At 62.1% G+C, this 21265-nt stretch carries 16 protein-coding genes; 5 read left to right on the top strand and 11 right to left on the bottom strand.

All coding sequences use genetic code 11. The features are described 5' to 3' along the window. Nucleotides 1–29: 29 nt before the first annotated feature. The 8 genes from topA to HQL44_06880 all read right to left on the bottom strand — a co-directional run bounded on the left by topA (nucleotide 30) and on the right by HQL44_06880 (nucleotide 11476). A complete protein-coding gene (gene topA, locus HQL44_06915) occupies nucleotides 30–2630 on the bottom strand; it encodes a type I DNA topoisomerase (GenBank protein MBF0268307.1) in 2601 nt (866 codons plus the stop codon). Between the two features lie 30 nt (nucleotides 2631–2660). Then, nucleotides 2661–3791: a DNA-protecting protein DprA gene (gene dprA / locus HQL44_06910; protein ID MBF0268306.1), complete on the bottom strand. Its 1131-nt coding sequence runs from the start codon at nucleotides 3789–3791 to the stop codon at nucleotides 2661–2663. Nucleotides 3792–3838: 47 nt separating this feature from the next. Then, nucleotides 3839–4444, bottom strand: a complete 606-nt coding sequence (locus tag HQL44_06905; GenBank protein ID MBF0268305.1) for a hemerythrin family protein — start codon at nucleotides 4442–4444, stop codon at nucleotides 3839–3841. Nucleotides 4445–4512: 68 nt separating this feature from the next. Then, nucleotides 4513–5877: a cysteine--tRNA ligase gene (locus HQL44_06900; GenBank protein MBF0268304.1), complete on the bottom strand. Its 1365-nt coding sequence runs from the start codon at nucleotides 5875–5877 to the stop codon at nucleotides 4513–4515. After that, entirely contained in the window at nucleotides 5874–7196 is a 1323-nt protein-coding gene (locus HQL44_06895) for a glutamate--tRNA ligase (GenBank protein MBF0268303.1), read from the bottom strand. The genes HQL44_06900 and HQL44_06895 overlap by 4 nt, the downstream gene beginning before the upstream one ends. Before the next feature lie 124 nt (nucleotides 7197–7320). Beyond that, nucleotides 7321–8958: an NAD+ synthase gene (locus HQL44_06890; GenBank protein ID MBF0268302.1), complete on the bottom strand. Its 1638-nt coding sequence runs from the start codon at nucleotides 8956–8958 to the stop codon at nucleotides 7321–7323. Next, on the bottom strand, nucleotides 8955–10088 hold the full coding sequence (locus HQL44_06885) for a nicotinate phosphoribosyltransferase (GenBank protein ID MBF0268301.1): 1134 nt from the start codon (nucleotides 10086–10088) through the stop codon (nucleotides 8955–8957). Before HQL44_06885 ends, HQL44_06890 begins: the two co-directional genes overlap by 4 nt. A gap of 5 nt (nucleotides 10089–10093) precedes the next feature. Continuing rightward, a complete protein-coding gene (locus tag HQL44_06880) occupies nucleotides 10094–11476 on the bottom strand; it encodes a 3-deoxy-7-phosphoheptulonate synthase class II (GenBank protein MBF0268300.1) in 1383 nt (460 codons plus the stop codon). A 134-nt stretch (nucleotides 11477–11610) separates the two neighbouring features. Between HQL44_06880 and HQL44_06875 the strand changes: the two genes are divergently transcribed. From HQL44_06875 to HQL44_06860, 4 genes are read left to right on the top strand one after another with little or no spacing between them, the layout of a single operon-like run. Continuing rightward, complete coding sequence (locus HQL44_06875; protein ID MBF0268299.1) at nucleotides 11611–13467, top strand: polyhydroxyalkanoic acid synthase; 1857 nt, start codon at nucleotides 11611–11613, stop codon at nucleotides 13465–13467. 19 nt (nucleotides 13468–13486) lie between these two features. After that, nucleotides 13487–14122 (top strand): hypothetical protein, encoded by a 636-nt coding sequence (locus HQL44_06870; GenBank protein MBF0268298.1) that lies wholly within the window; start codon nucleotides 13487–13489, stop codon nucleotides 14120–14122. Then, the gene (locus HQL44_06865) at nucleotides 14047–15837 is read left to right on the top strand and encodes an EAL domain-containing protein (protein ID MBF0268297.1); all 1791 of its coding nucleotides are present in this window, start codon (nucleotides 14047–14049) and stop codon (nucleotides 15835–15837) included. The genes HQL44_06870 and HQL44_06865 overlap by 76 nt, the downstream gene beginning before the upstream one ends. Before the next feature lie 13 nt (nucleotides 15838–15850). Further along, complete coding sequence (locus HQL44_06860) at nucleotides 15851–16369, top strand: amino acid-binding protein (GenBank protein MBF0268296.1); 519 nt, start codon at nucleotides 15851–15853, stop codon at nucleotides 16367–16369. Nucleotides 16370–16645: 276 nt separating this feature from the next. Here HQL44_06860 and HQL44_06855 read toward each other — a convergent pair whose 3' ends face one another. After that, the gene (locus HQL44_06855; protein ID MBF0268295.1) at nucleotides 16646–17227 is read right to left on the bottom strand and encodes a YqgE/AlgH family protein; all 582 of its coding nucleotides are present in this window, start codon (nucleotides 17225–17227) and stop codon (nucleotides 16646–16648) included. Nucleotides 17228–17255: 28 nt separating this feature from the next. On the opposite strand from HQL44_06855, the gene HQL44_06850 reads away from it, so the two are divergent. After that, a complete protein-coding gene (locus HQL44_06850; protein MBF0268294.1) occupies nucleotides 17256–19310 on the top strand; it encodes a thioredoxin family protein in 2055 nt (684 codons plus the stop codon). Nucleotides 19311–19788: 478 nt separating this feature from the next. Here HQL44_06850 and rnhA read toward each other — a convergent pair whose 3' ends face one another. Both rnhA and HQL44_06840 read right to left on the bottom strand, forming a co-directional pair. Beyond that, the gene (rnhA, locus tag HQL44_06845; GenBank protein ID MBF0268293.1) at nucleotides 19789–20247 is read right to left on the bottom strand and encodes a ribonuclease HI; all 459 of its coding nucleotides are present in this window, start codon (nucleotides 20245–20247) and stop codon (nucleotides 19789–19791) included. Further along, nucleotides 20237–21205 (bottom strand): homoserine kinase, encoded by a 969-nt coding sequence (locus HQL44_06840; GenBank protein ID MBF0268292.1) that lies wholly within the window; start codon nucleotides 21203–21205, stop codon nucleotides 20237–20239. The genes rnhA and HQL44_06840 overlap by 11 nt, the downstream gene beginning before the upstream one ends. Nucleotides 21206–21265 lie beyond the last annotated feature (60 nt).

Here is a 21265-nt window from a genome sequence, read left to right as displayed (position 1 = left end):
GCGAGACTACGAACAAATCAGTCGATAAGCTAGCCTTTCTTGGCGGCCCGCTTGAAGGGCTTCTTGGCCGGAGCCTTGCCCTTACGCGCCGCCAGCAGGGGAATGGCCTGTTCCAACGTCACGGCTTCCAGCGCGATGTCCTTGGGGAGCGTAGCGTTGACGCCGTTATGCGCCACATAGGGGCCATAGCGACCGTTATGCGCCACCACCGGCTTGCCGTCCTCGGGATGATTGCCAAGCGTGCGGCCTTCGGCCTTGGCGGCCTGGCCGCCGCGTCCGCGCTTCGGCTCGGCCAGCAGCACGACGGCGCGGTTCAGGCCGATGGTCAGCACATCGTCGCCCGCCGGAATCGATTTGAACGTCTCGCCATATTTAAGATAGGGGCCAAAGCGTCCGATGCCTGCCAGAATTTTGGTCTTGGTCTCGGGATGCACGCCAACTTCGCGCGGCAAGGTCAGCAGTTGCAGCGCCTTGGCCAGATCGACCGCCGCAGGCTCAAGCCCCTTGGGCAGCGAGACGCGCTTGGGCTTGGCCGGGCTTTCCTTGCGCCCGCCCTTCTTGGTCTCCTTGACCACCGGGGGCAGCGTGTCGGCATCGCCTTCCTGCACATAGGGGCCATAGGGGCCTTGGCGCAGCGTGACGTCATAGCCAGCCGCCGACTTGCCCAGAATTTTCGGCCCTTCCTGTTCGCCGCCATCGGCCCCGGCTTCGCCATTGGCCACCGCCAGCGGCTTGGTGACCTTGCATTCGGGATAGTTCGAACAGCCGATGAAGGCGCCGAACTTGCCCAGCTTGAGGCTTAGGCGGCCCGTGCCGCAGCTTGAGCAAATGCGCGAATCCGTGCCATCGGCCCTAGGCGGGAAAAAGTGCGGCCCCAAGGATTCGTCAAGCGCGTTCAGAACGTCGGAGACGCGCAATTCCTTGGTCTCGCCCACCGAAGCCGAGAAGGCGTTCCAGAAATCGGCAAGCACCTTGCGCCAAGCCATGCGTCCGCCCGACACATCGTCGAGCTTCTCTTCCAGATCGGCGGTGAAGCTGTATTCGACATAGCGCGAGAAGAAACTTTCCAGGAAGGCGGTGACCAGACGGCCACGGTCTTCGGGGATGAAGCGCTTGCCGTCCAGCACCACGTAATTGCGTTCCTGCAGCACGGACAGGATCGAGGCGTAGGTCGAGGGCCTGCCGATGCCCAGCTCTTCCAGCTTCTTGACCAAGCTGGCTTCGGTGTAGCGGGGCAGGGGTTCGGTGAAATGCTGGATGGGCCGCGTTTCCTTGAGCGAAACCGCTTCGCCCTCGTTCAAGGGCGGCAGCCGCTTGCCCTCACCCTCGTCCTCTTCGGGATCGTCGCGGTCTTCGCGGTACAGCTTCAAGAAGCCGTCGAAGGCGATGGTCGAGCCGGTGGCGCGCAGCACGGTCTTTCTGCCGCCATCGGCGAAATCGGCCGACACTTGGTCCATCTCGGCGCTTTCCATCTGCGACGCCAGCGTGCGCTTCCAGATCAGTTCGTACAGGCGCAGTTGTTCGCGGTCCAGATAGCGGCCCACATCTTCGGGCTTTCTGAAAATGTCGGTGGGGCGAATGGCTTCATGCGCTTCTTGCGCGTTCTTGGCCTTGGTCTTGTAGATGCGGGGCGCGGCGGGCAGATAATCGCCGCCGAAATTGCGCGTGATCAGCGAGCGGCAAGCGCCGATGGCCTCTTCGGCCATGGTCACGCCGTCGGTTCGCATATAGGTGATCAAACCCACCGTTTCGCCGCCGATATCCACACCTTCATACAAGCGCTGGGCCAGTTGCATGGTCTGTTTGGCCGAGAAGCCCAGCTTGCGCGAGGCTTCCTGCTGAAGCGTTGACGTGGTGAAGGGCGCGAAGGGATGGCGCTTGACCCGCTTCTTTTCGACCCGCCAGACATCGAGCGGACCGGCTTCCACCGCCTTCTTGGCGGCCATGGCGTCGGCCTGGTTGGACAGATCGAACTTGTCCAGCTTCTTGCCGTTCAATTGATTGAGCGTTGCGGTCACCTGGGCGCCGCCCTTGGTGGTCAGGTCGGCTTCGATCGTCCAATATTCGCGGGGCTTGAACCGTTCGATTTCCGACTCGCGCTCGCAAACCAGACGCAGCGCCACCGACTGCACGCGCCCCGCCGAACGCGAGCCGGGCAGCTTGCGCCACAGCACGGGCGACAAGGTAAAGCCCACCAGATAATCCAGCGCGCGTCTGGCCATATAGGCGTCGACCAGTTCCTGATCGATGGCGCGCGGATGCTTCATCGCATTCAAGATGGCGGTCTTGGTGATTTCGTTGAAGACGACGCGCTCGACCGCGATGCCCTTCAGCTTCTTGCCCAACTCGTCTTGCACATGCCAGGAAATGGCCTCGCCCTCGCGATCAGGGTCGGTGGCCAGGATCAGTTTTTCGGCACCCTTCAGGGCCTTCGATATCTCGCTTAAGGCCTTTTTCCCCCGCGCGTCGGTTTCCCAATGCATGTGGAAATCATTGTCCGGCTCGACCGAGCCGTCCTTGGCGGGCAGGTCGCGCACATGGCCGAAGCTGGCCAGCACGACATAGTCCTTGCCCAGATATTTGTTGATCGTTTTGGCCTTGGCGGGTGATTCGACGACGACGACGCGCATGAGACGGTGCTTGACCCCGAGTCTATATAATTATGCGTCCGCCAGCCGGGCGACGCGGTTACCGGGGTGGCGTTCCAGCCTGCCTGCCAGTTCCAATTCCAGCAGAACAGTGGCCACCACGGGGGGCGACAAATGGCACTCGCGAAGGATTTCGTCAACTGAAACCGGCGAAAGCCCTAGAATCGCAAGGATTTCTTCCCGCGCCCGGTCCAGCTCGCCAGCCATCAGGCTGGCCGTCGGTGGGTCAAACAGGTCTTTTTGCGCCGGTTCCGAGAGCGGGCGTCGCAAAAGGGCGGTTACCACGCTCAGTACGTCCTGGGGGTCGCTGACCAGACAGGCCCCGTCCTTGATCAGCCGGTTGGGGCCATGCGCCCTGGGATCGTCGGGATGGCCGGGCACCGCAAAAACCTCGCGGCCCTGTTCGGCAGCCAGACGGGCGGTGATCAGGGATCCTGACTTGGCGGCGGCCTCGACCACCACCAAGCCCAGCGACAAGCCCGATACGATGCGGTTGCGTCTGGGAAAATGGCTGGCTTGGGGCACGGTTCCGGGCGGCATTTCGCTCATCACGGCTCCAGCATCAACGATGCGCCGATAGAGATCGGCATGTTCGGGGGGATAAATATTGTCCACCCCGCCCGCCAGCACCGCCACGGTGCCGTTGGCCAAAGCGCCCTCATGGGCAGCACCATCAATGCCGCGCGCCATGCCCGAAGCCACCACGATGCCCGCCGCCCCCAGACTTTCGGCCAGCCTTTTGGCGAAACGCCGCCCATTGATCGAGGCGTTCCTGGCGCCGACGATTCCCACCATCGGCTTTTGCAAAAGATGCAGGTTGCCCAGCACGCAAATAAGCGGCGGCGCATCTTCCGTGGCTTTCAGCCAAGCCGGATAGGCAGGCTCGCACCAAGCGACGACTTGCGCGCCCAATCGGCTTGCCGCCGCCAGTTCCTTTTCGGCCTCCGACTTCGCGCAGACCTTAAAGCCGCTTTGCTTGCCGCCGCGCTTGGCCAAATCCGGCAGGGCGGCCAGGGCGGCAGATGCCGTGCCGAAACGTTCGATCAATCGGTGAAACGTGACCGGCCCCACCCGCTCGGAGCGGCTCAGGCGCAACCAGTCAAGGCGTTCGGCAGGCTCAAGGGGGCGTGACGTCTTGTTCATGCGCGCTAAATTGCGCGGCAAGACGCCCATTCGTCAACCAATTGTTGTCAACCGGGTGGGGGTTGTGCGGCCTCGATGGCGGCCACCGCTTCTTCCAGCCGCTTGGCCGCTTCGCCGTCTTCCATCAGCAGATTTGAACAGCGGAACAGCAGGTCTGCCCGGCTGGGAACCACATGCATGGTAATGGGCTGGATGGCGGCCTGACCCCCGCATTTCTTCGTGCCGTCGAAATTGCGGATGCAGGGCACATAGGCCATGTCGGTCTTTAGGATATGGTCCTTCAGCCAGTTTGTGACGAAGGCGCCAACCTGGTCCCAGGGCACCTGATCGGGATGCGTGCGAAAGAGCTGGTTGATTTCATAAACCGAGCGCGACAGATTTTGATGGCCGCGCATATGCGCCGTCAGGTCGGCGTAAGCGCAGTCGGCCATCATTTTTTCTTCGCGGCGGAAATGTTCCTCGACATAGCGGGTCAGGGCTTCAAGCGTGGAACCTAGCTTGTCTTGCGCGTGTCCTGCCGCCACATCGTCGGCCAATGCGTTCGCAATGTCGAACAGCATGCGGTTGTCGTTGTCGATCGCACGAATGCCCGTGGCCATCTCGGGCGTAAAAACCAAGCGGGACATCACGGTCACTTGCGCCATATGGTTCATGACGCAAATATATCACGTTTTCGTCACTAATCGACAGAATTGTTGATATTGGTCAACAAGTGGCCCGCTTATAACTTACGCCAGCTTGTGCCGCCGGGGCCATCCTCGAGCAAGATGCCTTGCGCCTTCAACTCGTCGCGGATGCGATCCGCCAAAGCGAAGTCCCTGGCCTTCTTGGCGGCGATGCGCTGCTCGATCAGAGCCTCGATCTCGCTGACCCCTTCCTTCCCGGCCCCTTGCAACCAACCTGTCGGATCGGTCTGCAACAGTCCCATCAGAGCGCCCGCCGCCAACAGATCACCCGCCCAGCGGTCTTTCTCGCTTTGATCGGTTGCCTTGTTGAGCGCGCTGGCCAATTCATGCAGATGGCTGATGGCAAGCGGCGTGTTCAGATCGTCCATCAGCGCCGCCAAGACATTCTCGGGCACGGTAGCCGCCGCCTTGGCGTTCGGCGCGGCTTCAAGGGCGCGGTACAAACGATCCAAGGCCGATTTGGCGGCTTTCAACCCTTCGTCGGTCCAATCAAGCGGCTGGCGGTAATGGGCCGACAGAACGGCAAAGCGGATCGCCTCGCCGGGCGCTTCGTCCAGCAGTTGATGCACCGACAAGATATTGCCGATCGACTTGCTCATTTTCTCGCCGCCGACCTTCAAGAAGCCGTTATGCAGCCAGAAGCGGGCAAAGGGCGCGTGGTTGCAGCATTCGCTTTGCGCGATTTCGTTTTCATGGTGCGGAAAGATCAAATCCTGCCCGCCGCCATGGATGTCGAACGTCTCGCCCAGATATTCGCGGCTCATGGCCGAACATTCGATATGCCAGCCGGGGCGGCCTCGCCCCCAGGGCGAGTCCCAACCCGGCAGATCATCCGTGCTGGGCTTCCACAGCACGAAATCCGCCGCGTCCTTCTTGTAGGGCGCCACTTCCACCCTGGCACCCGCGATCATTTCATCGCGCGAGCGCCCCGACAATTTGCCGTAATCTTCCATGCTGGCGACGTGAAACAGCACATGGCCCTCGGCTTCATAGGCGTGGCCTTCGTCAATCAGGCGCCCGATCATGGCGATCATCTGGGCGATATGGGCGGTGGCGCGCGGTTCGATGTCGGGCGGCAATGCGCCCAGCAGCGCCATGTCTTCATGGAACAGCTTCGTGGTTTCGGCCGTGATCTCGGCGATGGGACGGCCTGACGCCTTGGCCTTGGCGTTGATCTTGTCGTCGACGTCGGTGATGTTGCGCACGTAAGTCACGCGCGGATAAAGCCTGCGCAGCAGGCGCGCCAGCACGTCGAACACGATGACGGGGCGCGCATTGCCGATATGGGCGCGGTCATAGACGGTGGGGCCGCAGACATACATCCGCACATGGGCCGGATCGAGCGCGACAAAGCTCTCTTTGGATTTCGTCAATGTGTTGTGCAGTTTCAAGTCGCTCATGCGGTCGTTCCCTTAAGCCGGGCCTGGGCGCGCTCAAACCCGATCAGCGGCAGCAGCGTCTTCATCTCTGGCCCTTGTTCCTGCCCCGTCAACGCCAGGCGCAAAGGATGGAACAAGGCCTTGCCCGAGCGCCCGGTCTTTTCCTTCACCCGCGCCGTGAAGGCGGGCCAGGTGGCTTCGTCCCAAGGTTCGGCGGGCAGCAAGCCTGCTGCGACCTCGGTGAATTCCCCATCTTCGATCACCGGGGCGACCGGCTGGCGCAGAATGTCCCACCATTGTTTCGCGTCGGACAATTTTTTCAGATTGCCGCGCACGCCAAGCCAGAAAGTCTCGTCCAGGCCAAGCCGCTCTTGCGCCATTTCATAGGGCATTTGGTGCAAAAGCCGGGCGTTCAAACGCTCAAGCTCGGCCAAATCGACATGCGGCGTCGAATGGGAGAAATCGGCCAGATCGAAACCTTGAATCAACTCGCGCAAGGACAGAACGGGTTCGGGAGCATGCGCCGATCCCAGGCGGGCCAGATAGGCGCACAAGGCAAGATTTTCGAATCCGGTCTCGCGCAGTTCCTGCAGGCTGGCACTGCCTTCGCGCTTGGAAAATCCCTTGCCGGAAGCATCGATCAGCAAAGACAGATGGGCATAGGCGGGCGGCACCGCACCCAAGGCATGGGTCAGGTCGATCTGGACGCCTGCGTTGGTGATATGGTCCTCGCCGCGGATGACGTGCGTGATGCCCATGTCGATATCGTCGATCACCGAAGGCAGCGTGTACAGAAACGTGCCGTCTTCGCGCACCAGCACCGGATCGCTGACGCTGGCCAGATCAATGGCAATGTTGTGATGGCGGGCCTGATCGTTCCAACTGGCCTTGGCGTCCGACAGTTTGAAACGCCAATGCGGCTTGCGCCCTTCTGTCTCAAAGCCCGCCCGTTCGGCATCGGAAAGTTTCAGCGCGGCGCGGTCATAGACCGGCGGCTGTTTTCTGGACAGTTGCAGCTTGCGCTTGAATTCCAGCTCTTGCGACGTTTCATAACAGAGATACAGCCGACCGTCGGCCTTCAGCCTTTCAGCCGCCGCCTGATAGCGCTCCAGCCGCTTCGACTGGAATTCCTCGACGTCCCAATCAAGGCCCAGCCAGGACAGATCGCGACGGATCGCCTCGACATATTCCTGCTTCGAGCGTTCAATGTCCGTATCGTCGAAGCGCAGAATGAATTGCCCGCCCTTGGATTTGGCGAACAGCCAGTTGATCAGCGCCACGCGGGCATTGCCGACATGGAGATATCCGGTGGGGCTGGGCGCAAAACGAACTTTAATCATATGCCTCTCATCCTTCGAGACGCTTCGCTCCTCAGGATGAGGAATTTCCTTTCCGCCTCACCCTGAGGAGGGCCGAAGGCCCATCTCGAAGGGCGAGGCGCAAGGCAGTGGGCGTGCATGAAAATCATGGCCTAAACGCATTGGTGATGGGATAGCGCCGGTCGCGCCCGAAGGCCCGGCTGGTGATCTTGACGCCGGGCGGAGCCTGGCGGCGCTTGTACTCGGCCAGATCGAGCATGCGGGCCACGCGCTTGACCGTGGCTTCGTCATAGCCCTTTTGCGCCAGCGATTCCACCGTCGCCTCGTTTTCCACCAAGCCCTGCAAAATGCCGTCCAGCACCTCGTAGGGCGGCAGCGAATCCTGGTCGGTCTGGTTAGGCTTCAACTCGGCCGAGGGAGGTTTGGTGATGATGCGTTCGGGCATCACGGGGCCAGCCGGACCCAGCGCACCTTCCGGCTGGTTGGCGTTGCGCCAGCGGCAAAGCGCGAAGACCGTCATTTTATAAACGTCCTTCAAGACCGAATAGCCGCCGCACATGTCGCCATACAAGGTGGCGTAGCCGACGCTCATTTCCGATTTGTTGCCGGTGGTCAGCAGCATCAGCCCCAGCTTGTTGGAAATCGCCATCAGCAACAGCCCACGCGAGCGGGCTTGGATGTTTTCTTCGGTGATGTCGGCGGATTTGCCAACAAAGACCGGGGCCAGCATTTGCCCGAAGGCCTGCATGGCCGGCTCGATCCCCACCATGTCGTAGCCGATGCCCAGCAGATCGGCGCAGGCCTTGGCGTCTTCCAAACTTTCTTGCGAGGTGTAGGGCGAGGGCATCATCACCGTATGCACCTTATCCGGCCCCAGCGCGTCGGCGGCGACGGCGGCGGTCAAAGCACTGTCGATGCCGCCGGACAGGCCCAGAATGACGCCGGGAAAGCGGTTCTTTTGCACATAGTCGCGCAGCCCCACCATCATGGCTTGGTAAATGGCGCACATGTCGTCGGGAGGGGAAACGATCTTGCCCACCGCCACATCGCCGCCCGCTTGGATATCGCAAGGAAGAACGGCTTCCTGCCAGAAGGGGGCTTGCAGTTTCAGCGTTGCGTCGCGCCCCAGCGCGAAGGAGGCGCCATCGAAGACCAGCTCGTCCTGGCCGCCCATCTGGTTGACGTAAACCAAGGCCAGACCGGTTTCGCCAACCCGCGCCTTGGCGTGCGCCACGCGCAGGCCTGGCTTGTCCAATTCGAAAGGCGAGCCGTTGGGCACGATCAATATATCCGCACCTTGGGCTTTCAGATGCGCCGCCACATCGGCATACCACATGTCCTCGCAGATCAGCACGCCCAGCTTCAGTCCCTTGAAGGGGATCGGCTCTTGCAAAGAAGCGGCGTCGAACACGCGCATTTCATCGAAGACGCCGTAATTGGGCAGATGAACCTTGCGCACCGCCTGCGCGATTTTGCCATCTTCCAGCAGCAGGGCGGCATTGTAGAGCTTGCCGTCTTCGGCCCAGGGTGCTCCGACCAGCATGGCGGGACCGCCATCCGCCGTCGCTTGCGCCAGACTCTCCAGATGCGCCTGCGCAGCTTTCAGGAAGGCGGGCTTCTTGACCAGATCCTCGGGCGGATAGCCGATCAGCGCCAATTCGCTGGTGACCAGAAGATCGGCCCCCATCGCCTTGGCCTGATCACGCGCCGCCACGATTTTGCCTTGGTTGCCGGGCAGGTCGCCCAGCGTGGGGTCAAGCTGCGCCAGACACAAGCGGATCACGGCTGGCCTTCCTGCTTCTTCAAAAGGAATTCGCGTCCCACCTTCACGCGAGGCGCGCCGTCATATGAGATGACGTCCGAGGTGGCGTAGGTCTCGGTCCAAACCTCGGGCAGATACGACCCCGTGCCGATGACGTCAATGGGCGCCCTTGAATAGGCCATCACCTTGCATTTGGCCGGGCCGAAGCCCGACGAGGCGACGATCTTCACCTTGTCGAAGCCATGCGCGTCTAGCTGTTCGCGCATATGCCAAATGGCGGCAGCCGACACGCCGGTGCCGACCAGATAGCGCAGCTCGGTTTCGGTGCGATAGCCGCGGATCGATTTCGGCTCGAACCGCTCGAGAACGGCATAGGATTTCTGGGGATCGAGACCTTCCAGGAAGCGCCCGCCATGGGTGTCGAGGCGCATGCCGATGCGCCCCTTGGCCGCCAGTTCGGGAAAACGCTTGCAGACCTCCAGCCCGTCCGTCACTTCGCGTCCGAAATAATCGACCAGCACGGTTAGGTCCTGGTCGGGATAGGTTTCCACGAACATTTCGGCGGCCCTAAGCGTGCTGCCCGCATAGCCGATCAAGGCGTGCGGCATGGTGCCCAGGCCTTTGTCGCGCCCGAAATAATGCGCCGTCGAATCGTTGGCGTTGCCGATGAAGCCCGAGGCGCCGCTTTGGCGCTGGGCGGCTTGCGATCCCACCGAGGCGGCATAGGCCATCATCTCGGCCATTTCGGTGCCTGCGCAATGTCTGGCGTCCATCGCCATGAAGGAAACATGCGGAAGATCGATGCACATGGTGTAGGCGTTGTAGGCAGCCACGCAGCAAGCGCCCAGCTTTTGCAGGTAAAGCGTTTCCAGATCGGCCAGATGCTTGAACGAACCGGACAGATACAACAATGGCTCGCCGGCACCCACCCAGTCACCCTCGGCGAAGTTGAGGTCGATCTGAAAGCGCGTGCCGCGCGCCTTGGCTATTTCTTGCAGCCAGTCGACGGCCAGACGGGGGGCCGCCACGCAGGGACGGCGCAGAAAGATAGCGTAGGTGACGGCGCAGTCGCCGAACTTCTCGACCACGCCCTTCGTGCGCACGAAATAGCTGTCGGTGAAACGGGCAACCTCTGCGTCCTTGGGATGCATCGCCGCTAGCCCGCCGCCGCCAGCCGGTCGGCCTCGGCCCGGCGCTCGGACTTCAGCAGTTCGGCCAGTTGGAACGCCAGTTCCAGCGACTGGCTGGCATTGAGCCTGGGATCGCACATCGTTTCGTAGCGGTCGGACAGTCTGGCTTCGGTGATGGCCTGGGCGCCGCCCACGCATTCGGTCACTTCCTGGCCGGTCAGCTCGAAATGCACGCCGCCCGCATGCGTTCCTTCCGCCTTGTGGATTTGGAAGAAGCGTTTCACCTCGTCCAAGATGCGGTCGAAGACGCGGGTCTTGTAGCCCGAAGCCGTCGAAATGGTGTTGGCGTGCATGGGATCGCAGCACCAAACCACGCTTCTGCCCTCGCGCTCGACGGCGCGGATCAAAGGCGGCAGGCTTTGCGCGATCTGCTCGGCCCCCATGCGGGTGATCAAGGTCAGGCGGCCCGGCTCGTTGGCCGGATTCATCAAATCGATCAGGCGCAGCAATTCGTCGCTGGAAGCCTTGGGACCCACCTTGACGCCCAGCGGATTGCCGACGCCCCGCAGGAATTCGATATGCGCCCCGTCGGGCTGGCGGGTGCGCTCGCCGATCCACAGCATGTGGGCCGAACAGTCGTACCAGTCGCCGGTGGTGGAATCGACACGGGTCAGCGCCTGTTCGTAATTGAGCAGCAACGCCTCGTGCGAGGTGAAGAAATCGGTCTCGCGGATTTGCGGCGTGGTTTCCGAGGTGATGCCGCAAGCCTCCATGAAAGCCAGCGTTTCATCCAAGCGGTTGGCCAGATCGCGGTATCGCTCGCCCTGCGGGCTGCCCGCCACGAAACCCAGCGTCCACTGATGCACCTTGTGCAGATCGGCATAGCCGCCCTGCGAGAAGGCGCGCAGCAGATTCATGGTCGCCGCCGATTGGTTGAAGACGCGGAGCATGCGTTCGGGATCGGGCGTGCGGGATTCGGGCGTGAAGTCGGGGCCGTTGATCATGTCGCCGCGATAGCTAGGCAGCGTCACCCCATCCACCGTTTCGGTGTTCGACGAGCGCGGCTTGGCGAACTGGCCCGCCATGCGGCTGACCTTGACCACCGGAAAGGCGCCGCCGAAGGTCAGGACCACCGCCATCTGCAATAGAACGCGGAACGTGTCGCGGATGTTGTTGGGATGGAATTCGGCGAAACTTTCGGCGCAATCGCCGCCTTGCATCAAGAACGCCTTGCCCGCCGCCACCTTGGCCAAGGCGGCCTTCAGGCGCCTGGCCTCGCCCGCGAAGACCAGCGGGGGATAGTTCTTGAGCGTGGTTTCGACGCGCTCCAGCGCCAGGATGTCCGGATAGTCCGGCACCTGCACGATCGGCTTGCCCCGCCAACTGTCCGGGGTCCATTTCCCGCCCATTGTCTTGATCCTCATGTCCAAGCGACTGCAAAGGGTGATCTATACGCCGCTTTTCGCAAGTTTTGCAACCTTCTCGGGGAGAAATCGGCTATACTGATCAAGCAATTCCTTGAAGAACAAGAAGGTTCGCCCCCATGGCCCGCAAACCAGCCTTGAAGCCGGGCGCCAAACCGGCCCGCAGCCCCGCCCCCACGCCCCCCAAGCCCCCGTCCGCACCGCCAGCCGCCATCGTTCCGCCGCCGTTGCCGCCTACCGATCCCGCCCGCTGGGGACGTAACACCCAGGCCATCGACCGCATGATCCGGGCGCTGCAAAGCCGCTTCACGCTGGGCCTGTCGCCAGCCTCCCTGACCTTGGCCTATCTGGACTGGCTGATCCATTTCGCCAGTTCGGCAGGCAAGATGAGCGAGCTGGGCGAGAACGCGGCGGCCAAGACCATGACCTTTCTGACCCATGCCGCCCGCCAGTTGGCCGAGGGCAAGGACCCAGGTGCTTTCATCGCGCCGCTGGCCAACGACCGGCGCTTTGCCAGCGAGCAATGGAAACAATGGCCCTTCAATCTCTTCGTGCAGAATTTCCTGCTGGCCGAGCAATGGTGGCACTATGCCACCACCGGGGTCAGCGGCCTGTCCAAGCATCACGAGGACGTGGTTTCCTTCGCCGCCCGCCAGATTCTCGACATGATGGCGCCCTCCAATTTCCTGCTGACCAATCCCGACGTGATCGCGGCCACCATCAAGGAAGGCGGGCAGAATCTGGTGCGCGGCCATCGTTATTTCCTGGACGATCTGGAGCGCGCGCAAAGCGGGTCGAGGCCCGACAGCGCCCATGAATTCGCGCCGGGCGCGGCGGTCGCGGTCACGCCGGGCAAGGTCGTGCTGAAGAACGAGCTGATCGAGTTGATCCAGTACGCTCCCACCACCTCCAAGGTCAAGGCCGAGCCGATCCTGATCGTGCCCGCCTGGATCATGAAATACTATATCCTCGACCTGTCGCCTCATAATTCGCTGGTCAAATATCTGGTCGATCAGGGCCATACGGTCTTCATGATTTCCTGGAAGAATCCGGGCCCCGAAGACCGCCATCTCAGCATGGACAGTTACCGCCAACTGGGCGTCATGGCGGCGATGGACGCCATATCCGCCATCGTCCCCAAGAAAAGGTTTCATGCCGCCGGCTACTGCCTGGGCGGCACGCTTTTGGCCATCGCGGCTGCGGCCATGGCCCGCGACGGCGACGACCGGCTGGCCAGCATGACCTTGTTCGCAGCGCAGACAGATTTCGAGGATGCGGGCGAGATCATGCTGTTCATCGACGAATCGCAGGTCACCTATCTGGAAGACCAAATGTGGGACAAGGGTGTTCTGGACACCAAGCAGATGGCGGGCGCCTTTCAGATGCTGCGCTCGAACGATCTGATCTGGTCGCGCGTGGTCAGCCATTATCTGCTGGGCCAGCCCGACGCCATGAACGACCTGATGGCCTGGAACGCTGACGCCACCCGCATGCCGTTTCGCATGCATTCGGAATATCTGCGCCGCCTGTTCCTGGACAATGAATTGTCCAAGGGCCGGTTGATGGTGGATGGCAAGCCGGTGGCCCTGACCGACATCCGCTGTCCCATCTTCGCCGTCGGCACCACCAAGGACCATGTGGCGCCCTGGAAATCCGTCTACAAGATCGGCATCCTTTCCGATACCGACGTCACCTTCCTGCTGACCTCGGGCGGCCATAATGCGGGCATCGTCAGCGAGCCGGGCCATTCCAGGCGCAGCTTCCAGATGGCGACCCGCAAGGATCAGGACAAGTTCATCGACCCGGATAGCTGGGCGGCCCAGGCCCCCCGCTTCGAAGGGTCCTGGTGGCCCGCATGGGAGGGCTGGATAAGTGCCCATTCTTCAGGCACCATGCCCCCGCCGCCGATGGGGAACGGCAAGGTCGGCTATCCGCCGATTTCGGATGCGCCGGGCGTTTATGTGCTTGGCGCTTGAGATGAGAGGGGCGAATTGAATGGCCGGGATTGACGATGTCTTGAAGGCGATTACCGACGCCACCTTGGCGTTTCCGGACAACCGTCTGTGCCGCCGGGTTCTGGCCGGGCAGGTCACGCTGCCCGATTACCACCGGGTTCTGCTGACCCTTTTTCACATCAGCCATGAGGCGCCCAACGTCTCGGCGCTGGCCGCGGCCCAGTGCCCGATCGGCATGGAGGACGTGCGCGATTATCTTTTGCGCCACGCCGAGCGCGTGCGCGACAATTGGCGCTGGGTGCTGTCCGATCTTGAAGCCACCGATTACAAAGGCCCCGATCCGCGCGACCAGTTCCCCATCGCCCCGGTCCAGGCCTTCGTCGCCTACAACTACTACATCGCGCTGCGCCTGCCCGCCGGGCGCATGGCCATCATCGCCATGCTGAACGCGCTTTTGTCCAATTTCGGCCAGAACTACAGCGCCAAGCTGTTTCAAACGCTCAACCTGAAGCCCAGCCAGGCCAGTTTCTTTTACCGCACCCAGCCCTCCGACGACGGTTTGCTGGATGTCTTGCGCAAGGCTCCGATCGCCGAGGCGCAATGGCCCGCCATGGCGAACGCCGCCTCGACGGCGGCAAAATTCTATACCGACCTTTACGACGGAGTGTTGGCCTGACCAGCACGTCAGACAATAGCGAACCGCTGGCGGACCATCTTCGCCAGACCAGGGATCGCTTTCTGGCCCTGGCCTTGGCGGGGGCCGATCTGCTCTTGGAAGCGACGCAAGACGGCCAGGTCGTCTTCGCCGTCGGGCAAGCCAGAGCGCTGGCGGGACGCGGCGCCAAGGCGCTTGAGGGCAGCTCCCTCTCCTCCCTTTTTCAAGAAGCCGACAAACCCAGGCTGGAGCAAGCGCTGGAGCGCATGCGCCAGGGCAGGCGGCTGTCGGCCATCGCCTTCGACATCGTTTTGCCTGATGGCGGCCGCCATTCGATTTGGCTTTCGGGCTATCGGATTCCCGAAGACTTCGACGGCCATCTCTTTTTGGCCTTGGCGAACCGCCCGCCTGCGCTTCAACCCCCAGTGTCCCCGGCAAGCCAGCGAACCGCCCTTCCCGATCGCGACGATTTTGCGCGCATCGCCCAATCCAGGCTGGCCGAGGCCGGGCAAGCGGGCCTGACTTACGGCCTGACCTTGCTGGATTTGCCCGAGGTCAAGGCGCTGGCGCAGCAAGAAGGCCCAGAAGCCGCCCAGGCCTTCAAGCACGATCTGGCCCAGCTTCTGCGCGCCCATTCGGTGGGCGGCGAATCGGCGGGCTTGCTGTCCGACACCAAATTCGGCCTTGTCCACGACAGCTCGCTGGACCAGAACAAACTGAAGCGCAAAATCGCCGAGCTGGCCGGACGCAGTTTGCCAGAAGGTCAGACGATGGGCGTCAATCTGGCCACCTTGGATCTGGACGCCTCGGGCATCAGCGACGAGGAAGCGGCCCAAGCGCTGGTCTACACCATCAATCAATTCTCGCGCCAGGAAGGATCGGCCTTCACCGTCGAAGCCCTAAGCCGGGGCGTGCATGGCCAGTTGTCGGCCACGGTCAGCGAAATGGGGCTGTTGAAGTCCCTGATCGGCGAGGGCCGCTTCGACTTGGCCTATCAGCCCGTGGTTTCCCTGGGCAGCCATGTCATTCATCATTTCGAAAGCCTGGCCCGCCTGAGAAGCACTGAGGCGGGTGAGGAATCGCCCTTCCGCTTGGTTACCTTCGCCGAGGACACCGGCCTGATCGGCCTTCTGGACAAGGCGATCTATGAGCGTGTGATCGATCTGTTGCACCGCAATTTCATGGGAGACGCGGCCGTCAGTTTGGCGGTCAATCTGTCGGGCCATTCGCTGTCCGACGGCCAATTCATGAAAAGCCTGTATGGCGCGCTGGATGCGGCGCCGCCTTATCGGGGCCGCCTTCTGTTCGAAATGACGGAATCCTCGGAAGTGCGAGACCTTGCCGCCGTCAACGCCCGCTTGCAAGAGCTGCGAAAGCGCGGCCATCCGGTATGCCTGGACGATTTCGGAGCAGGTTCCGCCGCCTTCCACTATCTGCGCGCGCTGACAGTCGATTTCGTGAAGATCGATGGAAGCTATGTGCAGCATGTGCTCAAGCAGCCCAAGGACATTCCCTTCCTGAAGGCCATCGCGCAATTGTGCAAGGATCTTAAGATCAGCATGATCGCCGAAATGATCGAGGATGCGGGCACGGCGGAATTGCTGAAAAGCCTGGGCGTGCAGTATGGTCAGGGCTATTATTTCGGACGCCCCGATCAGGGTCTTGGCGGACCACGGGGCGAGGCCGCTCCGTCGGGATTTGCGCGCAGGGACGGGCGGCTTTATTGGACTGGTTGACAGGAGAAACCGCATGGCCCTGGTATTGATTTCCTTTTTCGCCCCCGACCGCACTGGTCTGGTGGCCGCCGTCGCGGGCCGCTTGTTCGAACTGGGGGCCAATCTGGGCGACGCCAGCTTCGCCGTGCTGGGCACCGGGGCCGAGATGAGCGCCGTTTGCGATATTCCAGAAAGCCTGACGCAAGAAGAGCTGCAAGCCCATCTGGCGGCGCTGCCGGAATTGCAAGACGCCAAGCTGGCGGTTACGCCCTTCTCGCTGGACCCGGCGCATGGACCGGCGGGGCGCGTTACCCACCGGGTGACGGTGGCGGGCGGCGACCGGCCCGGATTGGTGGCAAGGCTTTCAGAAGTGTTCGGCGATTTCGACGCCAATATCGTGACCATGAATGCCGAACATGTGCCCGGCCATCAGGGCAAAGCCCGCTATATCATCCGCTTTGCGGTGGCCATCCCGGAAGGGCGCGCCAATTCCTGTCTGGCCACCATCGCCAACACGGCGGAAGAACTCAGCCAGACGGTTATATTTGAGTGAATAGCTTTTGTGGCGCTCAAACGCCGCGCGACGCCTCCGGCGTCTTGGCTTCCGGCGGGATGGAACCCGCCGCGCCGCCCTTGGCGGCGTGAAGCTAGGCCCAAAGGGCCGCGCGCCTGCTGGCGCGTGAGCCAAGCGACGCGGAGTGTCGCGCCCGGCGCTTGAGGGACAACTAACTATGGAGCGCAGCGACTGGCGCGTTAAGCGCCCGCGCGAATTTTCGCGCGTGAGCCAAGCGACGCGGAGTGTCGCGCCCGGCGCTTGAGGGACAGCAAATTACGCATGCCCGGCTTGTCCAGCCAGCAGCGCCGGATCGACATGGGTGTGGATTTTTTTCATGGCGCGTTCCCAGGTCGTGCCGGTTTCGTCGCCGAACAATAGATCCTCGCTGGCCGGAGCGGTCAGCCAGACATTCTCGGAGATTTCATGTTCGAGTTGTCCGGCCCCCCAGCCCGCATAGCCCAGGGCCAGGATGTTTTTCTTGGGTCCATGTCCGCCCACGATGTCCTTCAGCACGTCGATGGTGGCGGTCAGGCCGATCTGGCCATCGACCACCAGGGTCGATTCGTGGCGATACTCGGCCGAATGCAGCACGAAGCCGCGCCCCGTTTCGACGGGGCCGCCGAAATGAACGCGAATATGCGACGCCAACGGATCGGCCACGATGCCCAGTTGTTCCAGCAGGTCGCCAAAGTTGAAACTGTCCAGCACGCGGTTGACCACCAAGCCCATGGCGCCTTCCGGCCCATGCGCGCATACGTATATGACCGCCCGGGAAAATCGCGGGTCGTTCATCTGCGGCATGGCGATCAATAGCTGACCGGCCAGAAAGCCGCCCTTGGGTTCTTCACTCGACATAATTATGAGATAGGCCTAGCCTCGCCCCATGTCAAATCGCCTTCGCATCTTCTTGCTGCTGCTGCTTGTTTTGGCTCCCTTTTCCAAGGCCTGGGCCGGGGCTTCGCCCTGGGTCCAAAGCGAGGTGGGGGCCATGCGCCTCATTTCGGCCCAAGAGGGCGTGGGGGATGACGGCGCTATCTTGCTGGGCCTTGAATTTTCCTTGAAAAGCGACTGGAAAATCTATTGGCGCTCGCCGGGCGATGCCGGATATCCCCCTAAAATGGACTGGACGGGATCGGCCAATCTGGCGGCGATGGATGTTTCATGGCCCTTGCCCGAACGCTTCACCATCCTGGGCATCGAGACCATCGGTTATAAGCACGAACTCGTCTTGCCGCTAAAGGCCCATTTGTCCGAGCCAGGCCAGCCGCTTGGGTTGAAATTGTCGCTCGACGTTCTGGCTTGCAAGGATATTTGCATTCCCGTCATGGCCCAACTAGCGCTCGACCTGCCCAAGGGTCCGGCCGGGGCGGCCCTTGAAGCCCAGCGCATCAATCAATTCGCCGCCGCCGTGCCGGGCGACGGCGCCAAACATGGGCTGAAGCTGGTGGGGGTCTGGCGGGAGGGCGAGAAGCGGCTGGTTCTGGACGCTTTGGCGAATCCCCCCTTCGAAAAGCCCGATCTATTCGTCGAAGGTCCGCCCGGCTTTTTCTTTTCCGCCCCGAAGGTCACGCTGGAACGGCGCGGCCAAGCGGCGCGTTTCGAGATCAACGTGGTTGAAGCGCCCAAGCAGGGCTTGGCGGGCGCGCCGCTGGTTTTCACCCTGGCCGACGGCAAGCGGGGCCTGGAAGCCAGCCTGACGCCAGCCGAGGCGCAACCGCCCAAGCCCCGGATGGCGTCGCTGCTGGGCATGATCGGCTTGGCCCTGTTGGGCGGCCTGATTTTGAACCTGATGCCTTGCGTGCTGCCGGTTCTTTCCTTGAAGATCATGAGCCTGATCGGCCATGGCGGGGCCGAACGAGGGCAAGTTCGCATCAGCTTCATCGCCTCGGCCATGGGCATTCTGGCCTCGTTCCTGATCCTGGGGCTGGCCGCCGTGGGGCTGAAACTGACCGGCAATGCCGTCGGCTGGGGATTGCAATTCCAAGAACCCGTGTTCCTGTCGTTCCTGGCCGCCTTGGTTGTGCTGTTCGCGGCCAACATGGCGGGAATTTTCGAAATCGGCATTCCCCACTGGCTGGGCGGCAGCGGGCGCGCCCTGGGACATCCGCATGGTCTGGCCCAGCATTTCGCGGCGGGCATGTTCGCCACCTTGCTGGCCACCCCCTGCTCCGCCCCCTTCCTGGGCACGGCGGTTGGATTCGCGCTGGCCGCTGGACCTTTGGAAATTCTGACCATCTTTTTGTGTCTGGGACTGGGCATGGCCGGCCCTTATCTGGCCGTGGCGGCATGGCCGCAATTGGCGGCCAGCCTGCCGCGCCCTGGCCGCTGGATGCTTCGCCTAAAACAGGTCCTGTCCCTGGCCCTGTTGGCGACCGCCCTTTGGCTGCTTAGCGTCATCGATTCACAGGCCGGGTATATCAGCGCCCTGGCGGTCGCCGTGCTGTTGACGCTGACGGTCTTGTTTTTGTATCTGCGCCATCGGCTTGATCTTCCGGCCCTGGGGCTGGCGGCCCTGTTGGCCGCTCTGCTGGCGGTTCCGGCACCCCGTTTGATGCCCGACGCTTCGCAAACGGCAAAGGTCAGTGAGGCCTTTTGGCAACCGTTCGACGAGGCGGCGATTCCCGCCCTGGTCAAAAGCGGCAAGCTGGTGTTCGTTGACGTCACCGCCGACTGGTGCGTCACCTGTCAGGTCAACAAACGCCTTGTCTTGAACCGCGAACCCATTCACGCCCTGCTGATGCAACCGGGCCTTGTGGCGATGAAGGCCGATTGGACGAAACCCAACGACGCCATCGGCGCTTATCTGGCCAAGTTCGGCCGTTACGGCATCCCCTTCAATGTGGTTTACGGCCCCAACGCCCCCGAGGGCATCGCCCTGCCCGAACTTTTGAGCGAGAGTGCGGTCATAACAGCCTTGAAAAGCGCATCTAGTCATTGATTTTCAAGGCACTCGCCTCTCCTATGCCTTAGCACCCTCGCTTTCAGCCAGGATACGCATGGGTTCTTGCTTGACCTCAAAAGATATTAATAGCAGTATTGCTTACATTGACTACATCCATAGGGGGAGAATATGGACCTTCAGACCAGATCACTTCTCATGCGTGTTTTTGCCGCTCAATGGCCGGGGGAGGCGCCAAGCCCTGATGTTCTGGCTAGGGCCGTGGATGACTATTTTAATAAGCTCGAGGCCGAACCGAAAGTTCCGCTTACAAGGGGATGTTCTTGTGCCTCTCCGGACTGCAAATCGCGCCGGTCTGCGGCCTATCAGGCTGCCGCGCAGATTCGAGATGCAGCAATTGCGGCTGCCGTCCTGCTTCCGGTTCCCGCGAACGCGGTGGCAATCGCGGCGGCCTGGGCAGCCTACGGCACGGCCTGCGCCATCGCCGACGCGACAATCTGCGACTAGATGTGAAGCCTCAAGGGGCTTGCTCAGTCTGCTGGGCAAGCCCCTTGATCGCTTCCCGGGCCAGCTTGTCGGCCCGCTCGTTCATGGCGTCGCCAGCATGGCCCTTGACCCAGCGCCAGTGAATCTCGTGCCCTTTGACCGCCTGATCCAGCCTTTGCCACAAATCGGCGTTCTTCACCGGCTTCTTGTCGGCGGTGCGCCAGCTTCTGGCCTTCCAGCCGGGCAGCCATTCGGTGATGCCCTTGTGCAGATACTGGCTGTCGGTGGCGATCTCGACCTTCGAGGGACGTTTCAGGCTTTCCAGCGCCGCGATGGCCGCCATCATTTCCATGCGGTTGTTGGTGGTAGCGCTTTCGCCCCCCGACAAATCCTTTTCATGGCCGCGCCAGATCAGCACCGCCCCCCAGCCGCCGGGGCCGGGATTGCCGGAGCAAGCGCCGTCGGTCCAAATCCTGATCTTATCGGGCATTGAGACCGTAGGCTTCGGCGCGCTTGACCTCTTGATGAAAGCGCAGCTTCTTCAAATATTCGCGCGGGTCCTTGCGGGTGACGAAAGCGCCGGGCGGCGTATGCAGCCAGTCATACAAGCGGGTCAGCAAGAAGCGCATGGCCGCACCCCGGCACAGCAGCGGCAGCATCGCCACTTCGGCATCATCCAGGCGGCGCACCTTTTCATAGGCCCCCAGCAACAGGCGCGCCTTGGTGGCGTTGAAACTTAGATCCTTCTCGAAGCACCAAGCATTCACGCAGACGGCGATGTCGTAGGCCAGAAAGTCGGTGCAGGCGAAATAGAAGTCGATCAGGCCAGACAGGGCGTCGCCCAGAAAGAACACATTGTCGGGAAACAGATCGGCATGGATGACGCCCCTGGGCAAGTTCTGCGGCCATTCCCTTTCCAACCGGTCCAATTCGCCAGCGATCAGCGCCTCGAGACCGGGGGCCAGCTCGTCGGCGCCGTGGCGCGACGCTTCGAACAAGGGCCGCCAGCCCGACACCGACAAGGCATTGGGCCTTTGGCCCTTGAAATCCGACCCGGCCAGATGAAAGCTGGCCAAGGCATGGCCCAGGGCTTGGCAGTGCCAAGGCTTGATGCTGCGCGCCGAAATGCCCTTCAGAAAGCTGACCATGGCGGCGGGTTTGCCGCATAGATTCTTGAGCGCTTGGCCGTCGCGGGCGTGAATGGGCGTCGGGCAGGCGATGCCCTTGGCCGCCAAATGCTCCATCAAACCCAGAAAGAAGGGCAGGTCTTCCGGCTTGGTGCGCTTTTCGTACAGGGTCAGGATGTAGCGGTCTTTCTCGGTTTCCAGCAGGAAGTTCGAGTTCTCCACCCCCTCGGCGATGCCCTTGAAGCTCTGCACCTGGCCGATATCGTACAAGGCCGCGAAAGCAGCCAAGTCTTCGTCGGATACCTCGGTATAGACAGCCATGGGGTTGGTACACGCTAGAGCTTGTGGATAAAGATGCGCCGGGCCTTGTGCCCAAGGGCG

It is taken from the genome of Alphaproteobacteria bacterium, assembly GCA_015231795.1.
Lineage (GTDB): Bacteria > Pseudomonadota > Alphaproteobacteria > Rhodospirillales > WMHbin7 > WMHbin7.
The sequence above is the reverse complement of the archived record's forward strand: the minus strand, read 5'-3'. Positions and strand labels throughout refer to the sequence as shown.